This is a genomic window from Alteromonas sp. KUL42, assembly GCF_006538325.1.
Taxonomy (GTDB): domain Bacteria; phylum Pseudomonadota; class Gammaproteobacteria; order Enterobacterales; family Alteromonadaceae; genus Alteromonas.
In genome coordinates, this window is the sequence record NZ_BJKK01000003.1 from 324,689 (window position 1) to 345,702 (window position 21,014).

Annotated in this window: 15 protein-coding genes, 1 tRNA gene and 1 pseudogene; 10 read left to right on the plus strand and 7 right to left on the minus strand. The window is 44.3% G+C overall.

The genetic code is table 11. The features are described from left to right. Window positions 1-53: 53 nt before the first annotated feature. Window positions 54-1,667, minus strand: a complete 1,614-nt coding sequence (locus EYR97_RS22025) for a class I SAM-dependent methyltransferase (protein WP_165477993.1) — start codon at window positions 1,665-1,667, stop codon at window positions 54-56. 275 nt (window positions 1,668-1,942) lie between these two features. Between EYR97_RS22025 and EYR97_RS06625 the strand changes: the two genes are divergently transcribed. Together EYR97_RS06625 and EYR97_RS06630 are read left to right on the plus strand one after the other, a co-directional pair. Continuing rightward, the gene (locus tag EYR97_RS06625; RefSeq protein WP_131093014.1) at window positions 1,943-2,161 is read left to right on the plus strand and encodes a helix-turn-helix domain-containing protein; all 219 of its coding nucleotides are present in this window, start codon (window positions 1,943-1,945) and stop codon (window positions 2,159-2,161) included. 75 nt (window positions 2,162-2,236) lie between these two features. Beyond that, a complete protein-coding gene (locus tag EYR97_RS06630) occupies window positions 2,237-3,301 on the plus strand; it encodes a replication initiation protein (RefSeq protein ID WP_131093015.1) in 1,065 nt (354 codons plus the stop codon). 177 nt (window positions 3,302-3,478) lie between these two features. Here EYR97_RS06630 and EYR97_RS06635 read toward each other — a convergent pair. From EYR97_RS06635 to apbC, 4 genes are all read right to left on the minus strand, one after another. After that, window positions 3,479-3,555, minus strand: a tRNA-Pro gene (locus EYR97_RS06635). Window positions 3,556-3,679: 124 nt separating this feature from the next. After that, on the minus strand, window positions 3,680-5,128 hold the full coding sequence (locus EYR97_RS06640) for a DASS family sodium-coupled anion symporter (protein ID WP_131093016.1): 1,449 nt from the start codon (window positions 5,126-5,128) through the stop codon (window positions 3,680-3,682). Window positions 5,129-5,361: 233 nt separating this feature from the next. Next, the gene (gene dcd, locus EYR97_RS06645; RefSeq protein WP_131093018.1) at window positions 5,362-5,955 is read right to left on the minus strand and encodes a dCTP deaminase; all 594 of its coding nucleotides are present in this window, start codon (window positions 5,953-5,955) and stop codon (window positions 5,362-5,364) included. A gap of 179 nt (window positions 5,956-6,134) precedes the next feature. Further along, complete coding sequence (gene apbC / locus EYR97_RS06650; RefSeq protein WP_131093019.1) at window positions 6,135-7,229, minus strand: iron-sulfur cluster carrier protein ApbC; 1,095 nt, start codon at window positions 7,227-7,229, stop codon at window positions 6,135-6,137. A 108-nt stretch (window positions 7,230-7,337) separates the two neighbouring features. Between apbC and metG the strand changes: the two genes are divergently transcribed. Next, window positions 7,338-9,365: a methionine--tRNA ligase gene (gene metG / locus EYR97_RS06655; RefSeq protein ID WP_131093020.1), complete on the plus strand. Its 2,028-nt coding sequence runs from the start codon at window positions 7,338-7,340 to the stop codon at window positions 9,363-9,365. A 148-nt stretch (window positions 9,366-9,513) separates the two neighbouring features. On the opposite strand, the gene EYR97_RS06660 is transcribed toward metG, so the two are convergent. Beyond that, window positions 9,514-10,377: a class I SAM-dependent methyltransferase gene (locus tag EYR97_RS06660; RefSeq protein ID WP_131093021.1), complete on the minus strand. Its 864-nt coding sequence runs from the start codon at window positions 10,375-10,377 to the stop codon at window positions 9,514-9,516. An 86-nt stretch (window positions 10,378-10,463) separates the two neighbouring features. On the opposite strand from EYR97_RS06660, the gene gloB reads away from it, so the two are divergent. The 3 genes from gloB to EYR97_RS06675 all read left to right on the plus strand — a co-directional run bounded on the left by gloB (window position 10,464) and on the right by EYR97_RS06675 (window position 14,081). After that, the gene (gloB, locus tag EYR97_RS06665) at window positions 10,464-11,255 is read left to right on the plus strand and encodes a hydroxyacylglutathione hydrolase (protein ID WP_131093022.1); all 792 of its coding nucleotides are present in this window, start codon (window positions 10,464-10,466) and stop codon (window positions 11,253-11,255) included. Between the two features lie 64 nt (window positions 11,256-11,319). Beyond that, the gene (locus EYR97_RS06670; protein WP_131093024.1) at window positions 11,320-12,996 is read left to right on the plus strand and encodes a LysM peptidoglycan-binding domain-containing protein; all 1,677 of its coding nucleotides are present in this window, start codon (window positions 11,320-11,322) and stop codon (window positions 12,994-12,996) included. Between the two features lie 20 nt (window positions 12,997-13,016). Next, window positions 13,017-14,081, plus strand: a complete 1,065-nt coding sequence (locus EYR97_RS06675; RefSeq protein ID WP_131093026.1) for an ion transporter — start codon at window positions 13,017-13,019, stop codon at window positions 14,079-14,081. Between the two features lie 132 nt (window positions 14,082-14,213). Here EYR97_RS06675 and cysS read toward each other — a convergent pair whose 3' ends face one another. Then, window positions 14,214-15,596, minus strand: a complete 1,383-nt coding sequence (gene cysS, locus EYR97_RS06680) for a cysteine--tRNA ligase (RefSeq protein ID WP_131093028.1) — start codon at window positions 15,594-15,596, stop codon at window positions 14,214-14,216. A gap of 153 nt (window positions 15,597-15,749) precedes the next feature. Between cysS and EYR97_RS06685 the strand changes: the two genes are divergently transcribed. The 4 genes and pseudogenes from EYR97_RS06685 to EYR97_RS06700 all read left to right on the plus strand — a co-directional run bounded on the left by EYR97_RS06685 (window position 15,750) and on the right by EYR97_RS06700 (window position 20,938). Next, a complete protein-coding gene (locus EYR97_RS06685; RefSeq protein WP_131093030.1) occupies window positions 15,750-16,244 on the plus strand; it encodes a peptidylprolyl isomerase in 495 nt (164 codons plus the stop codon). 71 nt (window positions 16,245-16,315) lie between these two features. Beyond that, window positions 16,316-17,042: pseudogene (lpxH, locus tag EYR97_RS06690) on the plus strand (UDP-2,3-diacylglucosamine diphosphatase). 316 nt (window positions 17,043-17,358) lie between these two features. Further along, on the plus strand, window positions 17,359-18,942 hold the full coding sequence (locus tag EYR97_RS06695; RefSeq protein WP_131093032.1) for an alkaline phosphatase: 1,584 nt from the start codon (window positions 17,359-17,361) through the stop codon (window positions 18,940-18,942). A gap of 13 nt (window positions 18,943-18,955) precedes the next feature. Continuing rightward, window positions 18,956-20,938, plus strand: a complete 1,983-nt coding sequence (locus EYR97_RS06700) for an alkaline phosphatase (RefSeq protein ID WP_131093033.1) — start codon at window positions 18,956-18,958, stop codon at window positions 20,936-20,938. Window positions 20,939-21,014 lie beyond the last annotated feature (76 nt).

The following is a 21,014-nucleotide window of genomic DNA, read 5'->3' on the forward strand; positions in this document are numbered from 1 at the left end:
TTACTTTGCATTGGGATGCGCAGCCATCGGCTGCGCAGCTTTCATGGACTTTGTTAAATTTTTTTTCTCGAACTCAGAGTCTTTGCTTCAAAGTTTTTGGTCCACTGATCTACTACGGCAGTTCCGAAAAAATATTCTGGATTATACCACCGTCGATGTTTTCCTACACCATCAAGAATAAACCGGTAGCTCAATTGTCTCTCTGTATCAGATACGGCATTATTGAACATATCCATTGTTGGCATCCAATCGTATAAATATCGACATTCATCAAGTAATAACATGTCCATAAACATAGGCGTATCCTTGGCTTGGTAAACCCAGCGCTCCGTTTTCTCAACATTTATATGATACGGAACAGCAACTTGCCTAAATAGTGTTTCCAAGACCTGATGGAATAAAACCAAGTCGCAAAACTGGTAAAAATCTGAAAATCTATGAGATTTTGACAACTTCTGAATCGCCGCAGACCAATGGTGTGGTTGCTCATTTCCTTCTAGTAACAAATAAGTTAGTAATAAATGGTTATCTATCAGTGCTTTCTTGTTGGTAGCTGTATCTAGTTGCGCAAGAAACTGATCAGCGAATTTCGAGAAATTCTCATCATTAAATATAAATTGAGGATAATTTGCATCTCTTGCATTAAGTGTTTTGTCTAGAGCAGCCATTGACCAAAGAGTCGGGTACTGTGATGCATCGATAATCACATCGCCACCATCGCCTCTTTCATCAAAGTGGAAAAATTTGCTTCTCAATTCAGCTAAAAGCTCAGCCTCTTTCCCACTAAAAAACTTCTTGTATAAGTAGTTATTTTTGGGAAACCTATTGTACGTTGAAATTAAGCTTGCGTGGTCTATTAAGAGTCGTGTGATGAATTGTCCATAATAAAACTCAAGATCACTTTCGACCTTCACAAGCCATTCTTCGGGGCACAAATCCTCAGCAATAGGGCCTTCAGCAAATCCACTTCCAGTATCCTTATCTTCCAGAGAGCTCTTGGGATACAGATAACACGCAACAAGCTTCGCTAGCAAATTTCTCCCTTCGCTATCTTGTTCCTCATTTGGTAATGAGAAGTTCGTTATTAAAGCACCTGGAGAGTTCAATGCATGTCTTGAAAAAATTCTTGTAAGAGCTCCCAATGTCTTTTGCTTTTTATTTCGACTTGGCAATGGTCCACAAAAATCTAAATATATAATGTCAAACTTTTGGGGCGATGCTTCTAGAAAAGTATCGAGACCGCCATTGATAATTTTTATGAAAGGGAATTCGGAACTTAGAGCAGAAATTACCGCTTCAGAATAAATAGTATTTTCTGACTCGAATGCCCATATATTCTCAGGAAGTACACCTGCTTTACAGAGCACTCGTAAATCATTTTCTGGATTGGGGCCTGACAAATATGCAACTTTTAGATTCGCTGGTGACCTGTCTTGAACCACTGAATCGTAAAAAGCTTCCCACCTAGTAATTGTTGCGTCAGTTAACTGTTTTGCTACCGAAGCATCATATGAGTGCCCTGAAGAAACTAAGTGGTCACGAACCTCACGTAAATAACTTTTTCGGGTTAAAGTTGACGCTTTGCGAGCTTTAGTTAGTGACTTTACGGCACTATTGATAACTAATTCTCTAGCTTTGTTTTTCTGCGGCTCTTTATATGCGCTCATGCATCTCCCTTCTTACCTTCTCTTTAATCCATTACATTTTTCAGTTCTATTACAGAACGACACTCGCTACGGCATAGCTACTATAGCCAAGACAGACTTTCCGCTTTACTCACAAATAATCATAACTTATTATTCCAACCGTTGGTTATATACCATCTAAAAAAAGGCGCTCTGACCAGCTGCCTGTTACACGTAGTGAGGAAAAATACGGACCACCCTAGGTCAATCACTTCATAAATGTTTAACAGGTTTAGGTATTACGGTTAGGAGGGCTCATGTCCGCATTTATTACCACGAAACAAGCAGCAGCGTACTTAAACTGTACGCCTCAGCATCTGTACAATCTACGAAATAAACGTAAATCTGCCATTGAAGAGGGCGACAAGACTTTAGCTAACAAGCTCGCGCCTGAAGCAATTAAAATTGGCGGAAAACTACTCTTTGAAGAATCCAAGCTGGAAAGCTGGCTCCGTACCTACGGCGAAGTTGCTTAGTCTGAGAATACGGCAGGCATAAGCGACCAAACTCACTGCCTGCCGTGTTGAACTGAATTTCAACATTGGTAGTTTATGTTATCTGAATTAATTCAGCCAGTCTTGGCTGCGCCTGCTTGTGCGCGAGAGAGGCTAATCGAACGGCTAGAAGTTACAACTCCTCCACAAACTCTTTGCGCACAAGAAGATGTGACAAAGAGTTCTTTTCGGTACAAATATAGTGCCTTACAAAAGTATCTCCACGTCCAGGTTAATCCAGCAAACACAAAATGTTGGCTGGTATTTGATTTAGACGGGACAGATCCATTTATATGGGAAGACAAACTATTACCCCCTCCGAATATAATAGTGAGTGGACAAGGCCCTAAAGCAAAGTTGAAACAGAACTCCGCACACCTTTTTTATGCCATTCAAAATGTATCAACTAGCCGGAATTCTCGTCGAAAGCCTATCAATTTCCTAACTGATATCAAAAGAAAGATGACTAGCGAATTGATAGCCGATAATGCTTACACTGGTCCACTTTGCAAGAACCCACTTCATCCATTTTGGAAAACAAGTTTCCTACATCATCACGAATATAACTTAAACGAACTAAACGATGAGTTTGAGCGACCAGAAATGGGCAAACGTGGGGACTTTGATTGGGAAAATGTCCCCGATTCAAGAAACTGCACGGTGTTCCATGAACTAAGGTTTGAAGCGTACCGCCGAGTAATTTTCGCTAGGGAAAACTGGAGCTATGAGCAATGGGAACAACACCTTTTTCAGCTCGCGACTTACTTTAATGATTTTACCGGAAAAGACCTTAGTAAAACGCACCAGTTGCCCCTTAATGAGCTTTCTTCGATTGTTCGAAGTGTATCCAAATGGACCTGGCTTAACTACTACCCACCACATAATCGTGGCATAGCAGGTCTTTGGAACCTACCCATTCAAGCAATTACCCAAAAGCTAGCGCAGCAAGAAGGTGCGCGTTACACACACCGAACGCGACAGGAGAAAACCAAACAACAGTTATTGGAAGCTAGATCACGTCTTAAAAAGCGAGGCGAGCGCCTTACTCAAATCAATCTGGCAAAGGAATCTGGTCTAACTCGTCAAACAGTAGCGAAGTACAAAGATGTGCTTAAATGTTAAGTATGCTGACAATCAGGGTATTATCGTTAAGCAGGTGCTTAAGGAAGCTTAAAATAAGAAATTATGTATGAGTAAACCAAGCTACATATATGCTACATGGTTTAAATAATCAGAATTCTATTCGCTACATATATTGGGGGTGATATTTGTAACTTTCTGATTACTATGGATATAGATTGGTCGGTGTGAGAGGATTTGAACCTCCGACCCCTGACACCCCATGACAGTGCGCTACCAGGCTGCGCTACACACCGACCGAAAGAGCGCATAATACTACTCAAAATTACTCATATTGCAACGAGAATTAGCAATTAGCCTGTTTAAGCGCTTAATTGCTAACCACTTTGGTAAAAATGCGCCTTTAAAACGCCCATTGCACTATGTCAGGGTGATATAACACACCCCAGTTACCACCATTGCCACTAACACATTCAGCATTATTCCCTCACGGGCCATGGTTTTAATATCGAACTTGTCTGTTGAATACGCGATAGCGTTAGGCGCTGTCGCTACGGGTAGCATAAAGGCACAGCTAGCGCTGATGGCGGCGGGTATCATAAGTAGCTTTGGGTCTACGCCAACCGCTACGCCCGCTGCCGCCAAAATAGGCATTAGCAAGGTTGATGTTGCGGTATTTGATGTAATTTCCGTTAAAAAAGTTACGAATAAACAAATGCCCAGCACCAATAAAATAACGGGCAACGTCGACAGCCCGGTTAACCACGAGCCCATTAATACGCTTAAGCCAGAAGCAGTGAACGCTTTGGCAATACAAATACCACCAGCAAACAACAACAGCATTCCCCAAGGAATATCGTTTGCAGTTTTCCAATTAAGCAGTTTGTCTCTGTTACCTTTTGCATCCGTTTGGCCGTTGTCATTACCGCTATTGGTAAAAAACATAGCGGCCACACCCGCTACCGCAATGGTGCTGTCGCTGATGGTATTAACCCCAATCCATGTGGTCCAAATAGGGCGAAATATCCACGCCATTGCAACTGTGCCGAATATCATTAGTACCCGTTTTTCAGCAATACTCCACTCGCCAGGTACAGGTAATTTAATATCACCTACTTTTTCGATTCCCCGTGATAACCATAGCGCCATAATAGGCACGCCAATTAGAACAATGGGTACACCGGTTTTCATCCATTCTACAAAGCTGTACTCAACGCCTTGGGTTTCCTCGTAAACACTCATGAAAATAATGTTGGGCGGTGTGCCAATAGGGGTACCTACCCCGCCCAAACTGGCTGAATAAGCAATACCTAAAATTAGGGCCACGCCAAACCTTGGGTTGTCTACCGCATTTATTATGGCAATGGCCATTGGCAACATCATCAAAATGGTGGCGGTGTTACTTATCCACATACTCAATATGGCAGTAGTTAGCATAAAGCCTAAAACCAGCTTTAACGGGCTTCCACTGCCGGTTAAGCGCAGCATGTAAATAGCAAAGCGCTTATGAAGATTGGCTCGTTCTAGCCCCTTCGATAGCATAAATGCCGCCATCAGCAATATAATAACGTGGCTGCCCAGTGAGGATGCCGCTTCGCTATGCGACAACACCCCAAATAATGGAAACAAAGCAAAAGGCAATAGTGAGGTAGCCGGAATAGGTAAAGCTTCCGTTACCCATAAAATGGCCACAAACAAGGTAATGGCAGCGGTAAAGTAAATATCACTGGTTTGCCCAGCCCACCACAAGCCTAGCGCACTAGCGACAGACAATATGGCAGAAACAAGCACAATGGCGTTCTTGCTAGTGGGTTTGGTTTTATTTTTAGATAGCGGGTTTTCTGTTGAGTTAGGCAGGTTGTTAGGCATTGCGTTTCTCTTTTACTGATAGCTTTTATACGTTGTAGCTATTTACTAGAGCTTGTTTATATTTGTTCGCAAAATATTTGCAGGGTTATTTTCGATAACCGCTTTGACAAGCGCTTTAATAGCCGCTTAGATTTGCGAATAAATAGCCGCTGAAATAGTCGCTAATATATTTTCTACCAGTAATTTACAAGAAACGCACTAACCTTCATTCAGTTAAATGACGTTAAAGGGTATTACTTGCTCTCGTCATCAGACGAAATTCGGCTTGCCACCGCGCCAGCCTGCCCTTTGTATTTGGCGTCAATACGGGCATTGTATGGCTTCTCAGCAGGCGCTGATAGCACCTCAAAGCTCAATGCCCCTATCTTCATTTTTGGGCGAAGCGCTAAAGGTAATTTACCGCTGTTGTAAAACTCAAGTACGATATTACCCGACCAACCTGGGTCAATTCTATGTGCTGTTACATGCACCATTAACCCAAGGCGCGCCAATGACGAACGGCCATCTAACCAGCCTACAATGTTATCAGGCAAGGTTACCGACTCATGAGTAATTGCCAAGGCAAGTTCACCTGGGTGTAAGAAAAAGGCTTTGCCCTCTTCTAATTCGATTTCGTCGCTCATTACTTGGTCAAGGGCTTCTTGCACCTGTGCTTTCGGGCCACTTAAATCGATGAAGGGTGCTTGATGGTCTTCAAACACGCGAAATTTGTTTCCAAGGCGAATATCTACCGTCACACCACTGATTTGATCGTAGTCTGGAGAAGGGTCAATTTTAATTTTGCCATCTTGTAAATATTGATAGATGTCGCGGTCGCACAAACGCATGGTGTATTCCTTATTTCATTAGGCCGCTATTATGCGTATCTGGCCTTGCCCAATCAACTGCCCTAGCCGCTGTTTTTGCTTGTTCAGCGCTATTTATCAATATTTTTGTGCAAATCCACCATTTGCTTTTCAAACTCGTCGAACTTTAGCCCGTATTTACTTAAATGAAATAGCTGGCCTTATTGCTTGCCCACAATACCAATGGGGTCGCCCTTGATGTGTTTTACCCCATCCGATCTTGGCGTAACGCTTAACGCCAGTTGCATCGAAAGGGCACGGGCAGCCTCTCGGTAGCTTTCGCTTAACGGGCTTTGGGGTGACGCTACCAACAATGGCGTACCTGCATCACCGTGCTCGCGAATATGAATGTCTAATGGGAGTTGCCCTAGTAGTGGTAAACCATGACGCTCTGCCAAGGCTTCGCCACCATCTTTAGCAAACACGTAGTCTTTTGTGCCACAGGCTCTACATTGGTAATAGCTCATGTTTTCAATAAGGCCAAGCACCGGCACATCCACTTTTTCAAACATGCTAATTCCCTTTTGCGCGTCGGCTAAAGCAAGGTCTTGCGGTGTTGTCACTACAATAGAAGCGGTAAGCGGCACCTGTTGCGCCATGGTCAGTTGAATGTCGCCCGTACCCGGTGGCATATCTACAATTAAGTAATCGAGTACCGGCCATAGTGTTTCATCTAACAGTTGTTTTAGCGCCCTACTTGCCATTGGCCCCCGCCATACCGCGGCGTCTTCCTGTGGTACTAAATAGCCAATAGAGTTCGCAACCATGCCGTGAGCCTTAAGGGGTTGCATATGTTTGTTATCTTCACTTTCTGGATGTGCGTCGGGGTTACCTAACATAATAGGAATAGACGGCCCATAAATATCGGCATCTAAAATACCTACTCTGGCTCCTTCTTGCATAAGCGCAAAGGCAAGATTGATACTGGTGGTAGACTTACCCACTCCGCCTTTGCCAGACGCAACCGCAATGATGTTTTTAATATTGGTTACCGGAGCGACCTTAGTTTCGCCGCTGGCAATACGTTGAATAAATATAAGCTGCGCGTCTGTCAGTTCACCTTTTAGCTGTTTTAACACTTCAGCTTTTAGCGCATCTAGTTGGCTGGCAATACAAAATGGTAGTGTTACGGTTACGCCTTCAGGTTCGTTTAATATGCACCAAGGTGAGGTATCTTCTATATCTACACTAAAATACGTGGCCAAAATAGCAGCAACTTTTTCGTTTAGTGGAGTGGCTTTGCGAGAAAAGAACATAAAATGCCTTACTTGTAGAAGATTAGTGTGAATTACGTAATGCAAAAAACGCGGTTTTCCGCTAGTATTTGCAGCCATTTTGAAACGCAAAGAATCAATAACGTCATTATGTCAGAAAAACGCCGAATTCTGGTAACCAGTGCGTTGCCATACGCAAATGGCTCTATTCATTTAGGTCACTTGCTAGAACACATTCAAACCGACATCTGGACTCGTTTTCAGCGCCTTCGCGGAAACGAATGTTACAGTGTTTGCGCCGACGATGCACACGGTACGCCGGTTATGCTTAAAGCCCAAGAGCTTGGCATTACACCAGAAGAAATGGTGGCAAGAACGCGTGCTGAACATCACCAAGACCTTGTTGATTTTCACGTAGATTACAACAACTACTATGTAACCCATTCGCCAGAAAACAAGGCGTTGTGTGAAGAAATTTACACTCGCTTAGATAACGCAGGTTACATCAGCAAGCGCACTATTAACCAATTGTTCGACCCTGAAAAAGAAATGTTCCTTCCAGACCGTTTCGTTAAAGGCACGTGCCCAAGCTGTGAAGCAGAAGATCAAAACGGTGATAGCTGTGACGTATGCGGTGCTACTTATAGCCCTACAGAAGTTAAGAACCCGCGCAGTGTGGTATCGGGCGCAACGCCAGTTTTGAAAGAGTCTGAGCACTTCTTCTTCGATTTGCCGAAATTTGAAGGCATGCTTACAGAGTGGATCCGCTCTGGCGCCCTTCAAGAAGAAATGGCGAACAAGCTACAAGAGTGGTTCACTGAAGGACTTCAGCAATGGGACATTAGCCGCGATGCACCTTATTTCGGCTTTGAAATTCCAGGTGCACCAAACAAATTCTTCTATGTTTGGGTAGATGCACCGGTTGGCTACATGGCCAGCTTCAAAAACTTCTGTGATCAAAACAACCTAGAATTCGACGACTTCTGGAAAGCTGACTCTGAGGCAGAGCTTTACCACTTTATTGGTAAAGACATTACCTATTTCCACTGCCTGTTTTGGCCAGCCATGCTAGAAGGCGCGGGCTACCGCAAGCCAACTGGCGTAAACATTCACGGTTTTGTGACGGTAAATGGCGCTAAAATGTCGAAGTCGCGCGGTACGTTTATTAAGGGCCGTACGTATCTTGATCACCTTAACCCAGAATACCTACGCTATTACTTTGCGTCTAAGTTGGGTGACGGTGTCACTGACATTGACCTAAACTTCACTGATTTTGCACAAAAAGTAAATTCAGACCTCGTCGGTAAAGTGGTAAATATCGCCAGCCGTTGTGCAAGCTTCATTACTAAACGCTTCGACGGTAAATTATCTGACAACGTTATTGAGCCTGAACTTATTGCTGAGTTCCAAAGCGCGTCAGAAAGCATTGCTGCACTTTTCGAAAAACGTAAGTACCACCAAGCGGTGCGCGAGATAATGGCGCTTGCTGACAAAGCAAACCAGTTTATCGACAACAACGCGCCATGGGTAACTATTAAAGACGAAAGCAAACAGCAGTTCACTCACGAAGTGTGCTCGCTGGGCATCAACATGTTCCGTCTATTGGTGATTTACTTGAAGCCTGTTTTGCCTGTACTTGCAGAAAAAGCAGAGGAATTCTTAAACGACTCGCTCGACTGGAATTCATTGCAAACCCTATTGAAAGGCCACTCCATCAACAAGTTTAAGCCGATGATGCAGCGTGTAGAAATGGAGAAAATTGAAGCCATGGTTGAAGATTCTAAAGAAAGTCTAGCGCCTGCTACACCGGCTATCGACCCTGACAGCCCACTTGCGAAAGATCCTATCAGCGAAACTATCTCATTTGATGACTTTGCAAAAGTTGATTTGCGTATTGCGCGAATTGCCAATGCAGAGCACGTAGAAAAAGCCGATAAACTTCTTCGTTTAGAGCTTGATTTGGGCGGCGAGACTCGCCAAGTATTTGCAGGCATTAAGTCTGCTTATTCACCAGAAGCACTTATCGGTAAGCACACCGTAATGGTGGCAAACCTTGCTCCGCGTAAAATGCGCTTCGGCATGAGTGAAGGTATGGTGTTGGCAGCGGGTCCTGGTGGCGACGAGCTTTACATTCTTGAGCCGCACGAAGGTGCCAAGCCAGGTATGCGCGTTAAGTAATAACGCAAACTCACAAAGTTACTCAATTTATAAAGCCATGGTGCGGTCTTAACTGACCCTATCACCATGGCTTTTTTATTGTTAGTCACATTCTTTTAATTAGTGCTTATATCCTTGGTGCTTTTATACTTAGCACTTATTTAAATGACTATTCACCAGAAGCTTGGCGTATTGACGTCGTTCTAACGCTTGCCCCTACAGCAGAAAACTGCGGTTTAAGCTTACGCTTAGGTTTAATGGCGGTCATGGGTATTACCCGCTTTTTGGCCAAAATTACATATACTGCACTACACCAAGGCAAATACGTGGGTAGATAAGATGCAATATAGTGCTGCAACTTGGCGGCACGTTGCCATTTTTGTTGAAAAAACAAAGTAGAAAACAGAACCTGACGCTGCTCTACAATTTCAAACCCCAATAACTGTAGCCAGTCTTTGATGCGAAAAGACGTAAAAAAGCGGGCATCGTGCAGAACATTTCCTTTTTTAACGGGTAAAAACTTCGCAACACCCGCCAAACTCAATGGGTTGAAACCACTGATTATCACATAACCATTTTGTGTAATTACGCGGTCAACCTCGCGTAATATTTCGTGAGGGTCTTGTGCAAAGTCCAGCTCATTGGCAAGTAAAAAGCCGTCAATACTGTTTTCAGAGAAAGGTAACTGATGAGAATGACCTACCACATAACTTTCATTTTCAAAGGTAACAGGGCGCGCCCTGTTTGCCTCAGTAATTATGCCTTCAGTAATGTTTCCTTCAATACCACGCTGACTATCACCTACGCCTTGCATTAGCGGTACAGGCGTATAATTAATATGATGTCGAATAGGGCTTTGCTCTAATTTTATTGAAGCGCTTAAACTGCCAAGTTTAGCAAAGTGATAACCAAAAATGCGCTCGGCATAATCGTTACAAACCGCAGAAATGGCCTGCTGAATATGTGCCCCAGCGGGAAAATCGCCCCAGCCTGCTGGGTAACGAGGAGGCTTGCTTTTAAATGCTGATCTCATTTTTGCTCGTCGTGCACATTGGTTGCTCTAGCGTTCACAAGTCCCTATAGTAACGCATAATTCTACCTACACAAGCAGGTACACCAATGACGACAGACAGCACATTAACCGATATGACAATATTCCCTATTGCCGCTTTCGATGATAATTACATTTGGTGCATTCACAACGATAAACATGCCGTTGTGGTCGACCCTGGCGATGCAGAGCCGGTTTTGAACTATTTACGTACTCACAACTTAGTACTTTCGGCAGTTCTTATTACCCATCACCACCGCGACCACACAGGCGGAATTCCCAAATTGGCTTCTGCCCTGCCGAACTTGCCCATTATAGGGCCGCGTGGTGGCCATATCCGCGGGATTACCAAGTCGGTATCTCAAGGTGATACGGTCACGTTGCCCTTACTCAATTTAAGCCTTCAAGTTATGGAAGTGCCCGGCCATACACTTGATCATATCGCGTTTTTTGGACACGACGCGCTGTTTTGTGGCGACACCTTATTTTCTGCCGGTTGCGGGCGTTTGTTTGAAGGCTCACCCGAGCAAATGCTGCATTCCCTAAACAAGCTTAAACGGCTACCTAACGCCACAAAAGTGTATTGTACCCATGAATATACGCTAGCTAATGTGAAGTTCGCTTTAGCGGTAGAGCCGAATAATTCAGCCCTTCAGCATTACGCAAATTGGGCACAGGAGAAGCGCAGCAATAACGAGCCTACCCTGCCTAGTAACCTACAAGAGCAAAAAGCCATTAACCCTTTTTTACGCGCCCATGAACTTTCTGTAAAACACGCTGCCGAAGCCTATTGCGAAAAAAGTTTACGCGACGATGTGGCAGTTTTTACTGCAGTTCGTCGCTGGAAGGATGAGTTTTAATGCAAAAATGCGCTATATGCCGTAACATGGATAGTTTGCAATGCGCCAAGAGGTTTCTTCATTTATGCAGTTGAAGTTTTTTTCACTTTCTCCCCTACTAACCGCGATATCACTTGCGTTAACGCTGTCGGGTTGTCAGTTAACCAATAACAACACCGCCAGTGAACAAGTAGAGAGTAACGACACGGCTGCTATTGAAACCTGCGGAGCTATTCATACCAGTGAAGAAGAACTCACAGAATGCGAGCTTGCCAATGAAGGAGTTTTTGATGTTATTCACCCCAACGATGACCTTCTAGAAGACGCATCTGAGCTTACTGCGCCTGCTGAGGTAGAAGCTGCTGTCGTCATTACCGATGTCTGGGAAAGAGCCAGTGCTCATTTTGAGCTACCTATCCCCGATGATGCGCGCGTTGCCGCGCAGCGAAAATGGTATCTTAAACACCCCGAATACATGGCGCGCGTAGTAAAACGTGCAAAGCCTTTCCTTTATTACATCGTTGAAGAAATTGAAAAGCGCGAAATGCCAATGGAATTGGTATTACTGCCCATTGTCGAAAGCGCATTTGACCCCTTTGCCTACTCACACGGCCGTGCTGCAGGTATGTGGCAGTTTATTCCTGGTACTGGTAAGCGTTTTGGCATGGAGCAAACTTGGTGGTATGACGGCAGACGCGACATTATTGCTTCTACCGAAGGCGCAATGGAGTACCTTACTTACTTACATAAAATGTTCGATGGCGATTGGTTACATGCACTTGCGGCCTATAACAGTGGCGAAGGACGTGTGCTTAGAGCAGTTAGAAATAACAAGCGTGCGGGAAAACCCACTGATTTCTGGCATTTAGACTTACCTCGCGAAACCCGTGCCTATGTACCAAAGCTTCTCGCTCTTGCCGATATTTTAAAGAACAAAGCCCAATATGACTTTGCGTGGCCTGAAGTGGAAAACGTGGCCGTTATTGATGTGGTAGATATTGGCTCTCAGGTCGATCTCGCGTTTGCAGCAGAATTGGCAGGGATGACACTAAAAGAGCTTCACAGTTTAAACCCAGGGTTTAATCGCTGGGCGACGTCTCCAGATGGACCTCATCGCCTTGTATTGCCACTGGACAAAGCGGAAACATTCTCCAACGCCTTGGCCAAAATAGATAAGAAAGAGCGCCTAAATTGGGTACGTCACACCGTAAAATCAGGCGATAGCCTTATTAAAATTGCTAAGCAATATCACACAACAGTAAGCGTGATAAAACAGGTCAACGAACTCGATGGCTCTATGATCCGCATTGGTCAGGCAATTATGGTTCCTGTTGCTCTTCAAGAACTCGATAACTATTCACTGTCGCAAGACCAACGTCTTGCGCGCTTACAAGGTGGGCAGTCATCAACACCCAAGTTACGTCACACGGTAAAGGCGGGTGATACACTTTGGGATTTAGCACGTAAATACAAAGTGAGTACCCGAGAGCTTGCGAAGTGGAATGGCATGGCGCCAGGCGATATGCTGCATCCGGGTAAAACGCTCGTTGTAAAGCTAGAAGGTAAAAGCAAAAGTGGTATAACAAAGCAACTAACTTATACCGTAAGAAACGGCGATTCATTATCTCGTATTGCCAGCAAGTTCAGTGTTAAAGTAAGCGACATAAGCAAGTGGAATAATTTAAATGCCAAGCGCTACTTGCAACCAGGTCAAAAGCTGACGCTATATGTTGACGTAACGCGTCTTAGCGCTTCTGGTTAACGCCATCAAAGGACAAGGATATGCTTAAAATTAACCGAGAAAATTTGCGCAATAGTCACGAAACGCCTTGGTTAGTTTTAGATTTAGTCATGTTAGGGGTACTTTTTGTCAACCTAGCATGGCTTATATTCGACTCTTTGTACGCCACCGATTTTGTTTACGGTCAGTTAGGCACCTACTTTCCGGGTCTCATTGACGTCTACGACCCGGTTCACAACAACTTCTTGTTGGTTGATTTAGTTTTTATTGCCATCTTTTTTACTGAGTTTTGTTTTCGCTGGATTGTGGCAATTGTTCGTAAAGAACACCTTAGGTGGTACTTCTTCCCCTTCCTTCATTGGTACGACATTGTAGGTCTTATTCCCACAGGGGCTACCCGACTCTTTCGGTTTCTGCGTATATTTTCAATTCTGCACAGGCTACACAAGTTCGAAATAATCGACCTAAACCAAACCGCTATTTTTCGCTTCTTTGCCTTTTATGCCGACGTATTTGTTGAAGAGTTAAGTGATCGCATTGTTGTAAAAGTACTTAGCGATGCTCAAAAAGACATTTCAGCTGGCTCTCCTTTACTGGATGACATTAACGATCACGTATTAGCCCCCAGACGCCCCGTAATTACCCAGTGGCTTGCAGGTGTAATTAACCATTTAGGCAAATCGATTAGTAGTGACGAGCACGGCGAAGTTATTCGTGAGCATGTGCGTAAAAGTGTTGGTAAAGCAGTGCGCAGTAATGCCCAAGTTTCAACACTCAATTACTTGCCTGTTATTGGGCGTACTATTGAAAACACACTAGAGGAGTCAGTGACCGATATTGTTACCGCGTCATTGGTTAACTTGTTAAGCGACTTAGACGCACAGCGCATTGATCACTTTATCTCAGTGGGTATGCACGATTACACGCCTACAGCCGATGCGCTAGACAAAGAAGTGCTCAGTGTAGTGAATGAATGTTTAGAATTGGTCAAAGCCCATGTGTCACAGCAGCGCTGGAAGTCACATTTAACGGATAAAGAATCTTCTATTCCTGCAACCGATCCATCAGATGAATCAGAATTAAAAGCGGATAGCACCCCAAGATAATGGCCGTTTTTTTTGCGCGGTTTATAAGAAGCATCACCCGATAAGCATCAACCTCTCTCCAGAAATATCAACACAAAAAAAGCCTACACAGAGGTAGGCTTTTGAATCATTGATATATAAAGCGTTAACACTTTACGCTTTGCGCCACGTCGTCCCGTTAGGGCCGTCTTCTAGTACTACGCCTTTGGCATTTAGTGCATCACGTGCGGCATCGGCTGCCGCCCAATCTTTCGCTGCGCGTGCATCGTTGCGCTGTTTAATTAATGCTTCAATTTCCGCTGCTTCGTCATCGTTGCCACTACCGCCTTTTAAGAAAGCGTCTGGATCGCTTTGTAGCATACCCAAAATAGCACCTAAGCCTTTAAGCACAGCAGCTAATTTACCCGCTTCTGCCGCATTTTCTTTCTGACGGTTAAGTTCACGGGCCACATCAAACAACACAGAAAATGCTTCAGGTACGTTTAAGTCGTCATTCATTGCACTTTCAAAGCGCGCCAAATAGCCGCCGTGCGATAAGTCGGTGCTTTCATCAATAGCCACACCGCGTAATGCCGTGTACAAGCGCTCTAAAGCCGCTTTTGCCTGTGTGATGTTGTCCTGCGAGTAACTTAGCTGGCTGCGATAATGCGCAGACATCAAGAAAAAGCGCAAGGTTTCAGCGTCATGCTGTTTTAATACATCGCGTAACGTAAAGAAATTGCCTAACGATTTCGACATTTTCTCGTCGTTTACTTGCACCATACCCGTGTGCATCCACACATTTACATAGGGTGTGTCATACGCACAGCACGACTGGGCCACTTCGTTTTCATGGTGAGGAAAAATAAGATCAGAACCTCCGCCGTGAATATCAAAGTGTGCACCCAAATGTTTATGGTTCATCGCCGAACATTCAATGTGCCAACCCGGGCGCCCCTCTCCCCATGGGGATGACCATGCAGGCTCTCCAGGTTTTGTTGATTTCCACAGCACAAAATCAAGTGGGTCGTCTTTACCAGCAGCAACCTCAACACGGGCACCTGCATTTAGCTGTTCAAGATCTTGTTTGCTTAACTTGCCGTAATTTTCGTACTTACTTACGTCAAATAGCACATCGCCGCTTTGAGCTTGATACGCATAGCCTTTTTCCACCAAGCGTTCAATAATAGCGATGATCTCATCCATGTGGCCGCTTACTGTGGGCTCTACATCTGGCTCTAGCAAGTTAATGGCAGCAAAGTCTTCGTGCATCATCGCAATGGTGCGCTTAGTTAATGCTTCAAAGCTTTCGCCATTGTCGTTCGCACGCGCAATAATTTTGTCGTCAATGTCGGTGATGTTACGTACGTACTTAACGTCAAGACCTAAGTGGCGCATGTAACGCACTAGCGTATCGAAGCTTAAATAGGTTCTCGCATGCCCCATGTGACACACGTCATACACAGTAATACCACACACGTACAAACCCACTTTCCCTTCTTCAAGCGGTACAAATTTCGCTTTTTCACGGGTTCGGGTATTGTAAAGATGTAGCATGTCTATATTTCCTGTATATGTCATTTTGGGGCGCAAAGTTTAGCACTGTCACCATTTAAATGGTATTGCTAATGGCAAGGCTTTTGCTCCTCAGGGCTTTTATGCGCTACAATTCGCGCACATATTTACGTTAACACACAGGACACAACCACAATGGTTACGTTAAAAACAAATTTTGGTGATATCAAACTAGAACTTTTTGCAGACAAAGCGCCTAAAACAGTAGCGAATTTTCTAGCTTATGTAGAAGATGGTTTCTTTGATAACACTATTTTTCACCGTGTAATCAACAACTTCATGATCCAAGGTGGCGGCTTCACAACAGATATGGATCAAAAAGAAACAAAAGATCCTATTGAAAACGAAGCTGACAATGGCGTTGCAAATGAAATGGGCACTATTGCTATGGCGCGTACACAAGACCCGCATTCAGCAACAGCGCAGTTTTTCATTAACGTGAACAACAATGACTTCCTTAACCATTCAGGCAAAAGCGTTAATGGTTGGGGTTACTGTGCATTCGGTAAAGTTGTTGAAGGTATGGACGTTGTTGAAAAAATTAAAGCGGTTAAAACAGGTAATCACGGTTATCACCAAGACGTACCTGTAGAGCCAGTAATCATTGAATCAGCAACGGTTTCTGAATAAGCCTTTGTAAAAACACGCTCTAGAGCCGCATTATCGCAATGCGGCTTTTTTAACCACTTCAAAGATTTCATATGCCGTTTACCTACTTTATTGCCGATTTACATTTAAGCGCAGACCGACCTGATATAACGCGCTGTTTAATGCAATTTTTACAAACAGATGCCATCAACGCAGATGCGCTTTACGTACTTGGCGACCTTTTTGAAGTATGGATAGGCGATGACAATGTAACCCCCTTTAATACAGAGATAGCAAACGCATTTAAGGCGGTAAGCGCACATTGTCCCGTTTACTTTATTCACGGTAACCGCGACTTCGCCATACGCGACAAGTGGCTAAATAAAGCAGGCATGACATTACTAAACGAACAAGAAGTCATTGATTTATATGGCACACCTACCCTTTTAACTCATGGTGATGAGTTATGTACAAAAGACGTGGCCTATCAAAAATTTAGAAAGAAATCTCGCGGGTGGTGGTGGCCACGACTAATGCTTGCCTTGCCGTTATGGTATCGCCAACGGGTTGCAAATAACGGACGTGCTCAAAGCTAAAAAAAACCAAACGCACTTAAAACCAGAAATTATGGATGTAACGCCAGAAGAAGTTGTGAAGGCAATGGAAAAATGGCAGGTGCAGCGCATGATCCACGGCCATACGCACAGACCCAACATTCATGAGTTAACTGCAAATAACAAACCCGCCACCAGAATTGTGTTAGGCGATTGGTACGATCAAGGCAGTGTTTTGAAGGTCACACCCAATGGGGTTATGTTACAACATCACAATTTTATCTAATAAAATCTAGCACTTACGTCATACCGAAACATTATTTTTTTGTGACAAAAGTAAAAATTACTCCTCTCAACATTGATTAACTAAGTTATTAATTTTAAAGATTTATTGAAAATACGATTCAGTGTTTTAGGTATGCCAGTTCATTCAATTATGACATTTATGACAGTTTAGAAATAATTCTGTCAAAGAAGTGTCACCCCTTCCCCCTACGCTCTTGTGCGTTTTGTAACTGCAGCTCAGAAAATTTTAATAACGCTCAGTACTACAAACTAGACATCCCCAAAACCGATTTTAATAACACGTTTAGGAAACAATCATGAATCGTAACTGGAAAGTGGCATGCACTGCCGTTGCTTTAGCAGTGTCTGCTGGGCTTCAAGCTGCAGTATTGCCTGCGAATCAAGCCGACAGCGCTTGGTTTACAGATGCACAAGCAAAACTTACACAAAAACTAGAAACAAATAATCAGTTTAAAGCCAAGAATGTCATTTTATTTGTGGGCGATGGAATGGGTATCTCAACCCTTACTTCTGCGCGTATTCACAAAGGCCAATTAGCGGGTAACCCTGGCGAAGAAGGTTATTTAAGCTTCGAATCGTTCCCTCACACAGCGCTAGTAAAAACCTATAACGTAGATGCGCAAACGCCTGATTCAGCAGGAACTATGACAGCAATGATGTCTGGCCTAAAAACTGATGTGGGCGTAATTGGTGTTGATGAAGACATTGAACGCGGTAACTGCGCAACTGTTGCGGGCAATGAAGTTATTACAGCACTTGAACTTGCGGAAATTAAAGGGTTGTCTACCGGTGTTGTTTCTACCGCGCGTATTACTCACGCAACACCTGCAGCCACTTACGCAAAATCTGCTGACCGCAACTGGGAAGATGTGTCTGATATGCCAGAAGAAGCAGTTGCGGCTGGCTGTAAAGATATTGCAGACCAACTAGTAAATTTCGAAAGCTTCTTAGAAAACCGTTATACCGGTGTTGATGTAAACGGTATTGAAGTGGTTATGGGTGGCGGACGTCGTCATTTCCTACCAAAAGATGCCGCGTTTAATAGCCCTGATGCAGTAAGTTCAGTAGAAGGCGATCGCACAGATTCTCGTGACCTTACCGCTGAATGGCAATCACAGTACGAAAACGGTGTTTACATATACGACCAAGCAGGTTTTGACGCCATTGATACTGAGTCTACTGAGCGTGTTTTCGCCCTTTTCAACGAATCTCACATGCAATATGAAGCTGACCGCGCGAATGATATCGCTGGTGAGCCATCTGTAGCTGAGATGACAGAAACCGCTATTAAAATGCTTGATAACAACGATAAAGGCTTTTTCCTAATGGTTGAGTCTGGCCGTATCGACCACGCTCACCACGCGGGCAATGCCGCTGGTGCACTAACAGATACGTTAGCGTTTGAACAAGCTGTTATGGCAGCCGTTGAAAATACTGACCCGTCAGAAACCTTAATTTTAGTAACCGCTGACCATGGTCACGTGTTTACTATTGCTGGTTATCCTAAACGCGGTAACCCAATTTTAGGCAAAGTGGTTAACGTAGGGTCTGAAGAACCTGCAACAGCGGCAGATGGTACGCCGTACACCACATTGGGTTACACCAATGGTCTGGGTTTCCGTGACTTAGGTGATGAAACGAACTCAGACGCAACATATAACTTTGAAATAGCAGCAGGACGCGTTGACATCACTAATGTCGATACCACTGCGCCAGGTTATCACCAAGAAGCGTTAATTCCTCTTAGTTCTGAAACCCACTCGGGCGAAGACATTGCATTACATGCAAAAGGACCGGGCAGTCAGCTTGCACAAGGTGTGGTAGAGCAAAATGTTGTTTTCCACTTAATTAATCAAGCTCTTGGCCTTGTAAACGAGTAAGCGGAGAAGAACAATGAATTTATTTAAACTAAGTATAATTGCAGTAGCAGTAGCCGGCCTTTCAGGATGTTTTCTAGAGGGTGACGATGGTAAAAATGGTGTTGATGGTCAAAATGGCGTAAATGGTGTTGACGGTATCGATGGTCAAGACGGTACCAATGGCACAGACGGTACTAACGGCCAAGACGGTTCAAATGGCTTAAATAGCTTAACCGTTCAAACAAACCTTGCCATAGGCGATGCAAACTGCCCTAACAGCGGTGTGCGCATCGATTCAGGTCTAGACACAGACGGCAACGGTGAACTTGCTGAAAGTGAGATAACAAGTACCAGTTACGTGTGCGTACCTGGCGTCACTAGCGTAAATAGCGGTGAGCTTCTTAGCAGCCTGAACAACGATTGGTTCGTTGCAGGTCAAATGGAAGTAGAAAACAACAAGCAAGTTTGGATGAATGCCACATCAAACAGCGCAACTGCAAATGGTAATGTAGAAGTCGCAAAAGTTAACTCACAAGAAGAGTTAAATGCGATGGTAGCAAACCTTCGTGGACAAGCGAAAAACGTCATCTTATTTGTAGGTGACGGCATGGGCATTTCGACAGTAACAGCGGCGCGTATTCTCGACGGTCAAATGAAAGGCTTAGACGGCGAAGAAAATCAGCTAAGCTTCGATCGATTCCCTTTCTCTGGCCTATCGAAAACTTACAACGTTGATGCACAAACTCCAGATTCAGCCGGTACTATGACGGCGATGATGAGTGGTATCAAAACCGATGTAGGTGTTATTGGCGTTGATGAAGATATCGTACGTGGCGACTGCAGTACTGTGGCGGGTAACGAATTGGTAACCGCTCTAGAACTTGCAGAAATTGCAGGCAAATCAACAGGTATCATTTCAACAGCGCGTATTACTCACGCAACACCAGCTGCAACTTATGCTAAATCTGCCGATCGCAACTGGGAAGATGTGTCTGACATGCCAGCTGCAGCGGTTGAAGCAGGTTGTACTGACATTGCCGACCAGCTAGTGAACTTTGAAGCTAACCTTGAAGCAAACTACGCTGGCCTAGATGTAGACGGTATTGAAGTTGTTATGGGCGGAGGACGTCGCCACTTCCTACCTAAAGACGCAGCGTTTAACAGCCCAGATGCAGTAAGCTCTGTAGAGGGTGATCGCACCGATGGTCGCGACTTAACCGCAGAATGGCAACAAATGTACACGAACGGTGTGTACGTTTATGACCAAGCTGGTTTTGATGGTTTGAACACTGAAACCACTGAGCGCGTATTTGCGCTGTTCAATGAGTCGCACATGCAATACGAAGCAGACCGTGGCAACGATGTTGCTGGTGAGCCTTCCATTGCTGAAATGACTACTGCGGCTATCAAAGTACTTGATAACAATGAAGAAGGTTTCTTCTTAATGGTGGAATCAGGTCGAATTGACCATGCTCACCACGCAGGTAATGCATATGGTGCACTTCACGACGCTATCGCATTCTCTGAAGCTGTAGAGGCGGCTGATGCACTAACCAATGACGAAGATACACTTATCATAGTAACTGCTGACCACGGCCACGTATTTACCATTGCAGGTTACCCAAAACGCGGGAATCCAATTTTAGGTAAAGTAGTTAACGTAGGTTCAGAAGACGCGGCTACCGCTGCAGATGGCACGCCATACACAACATTGGGTTACACCAATGGTTTAGGTTATAGAAACTTAGGCGATGTAACTGACTCTGACGCCGCATACCTTGCTGGCCCAGATACTGGTCGTAAAGACATCACTGATGTTGATACCACCACTCCAGGTTATCACCAAGAAGCGCTGATCCCACTTGGTTCAGAAACACACTCTGGTGAAGACGTTGGTATTTATGCCAAGGGACCTGGCGCATTCCTAGTAAATGGTACAAACGAACAAAGCGTTATCTTCCACGTGATGGACTTCGCAGGTGACTTTGTCTCTAAAGCTAACAATGCAGTCGAGTAACAAAACACTGCACTTAAGCTATTAAATCTCAGTTAAAAGCGGTAAAAACACCGCTTTTAACTGTCCTTTTTGGGGT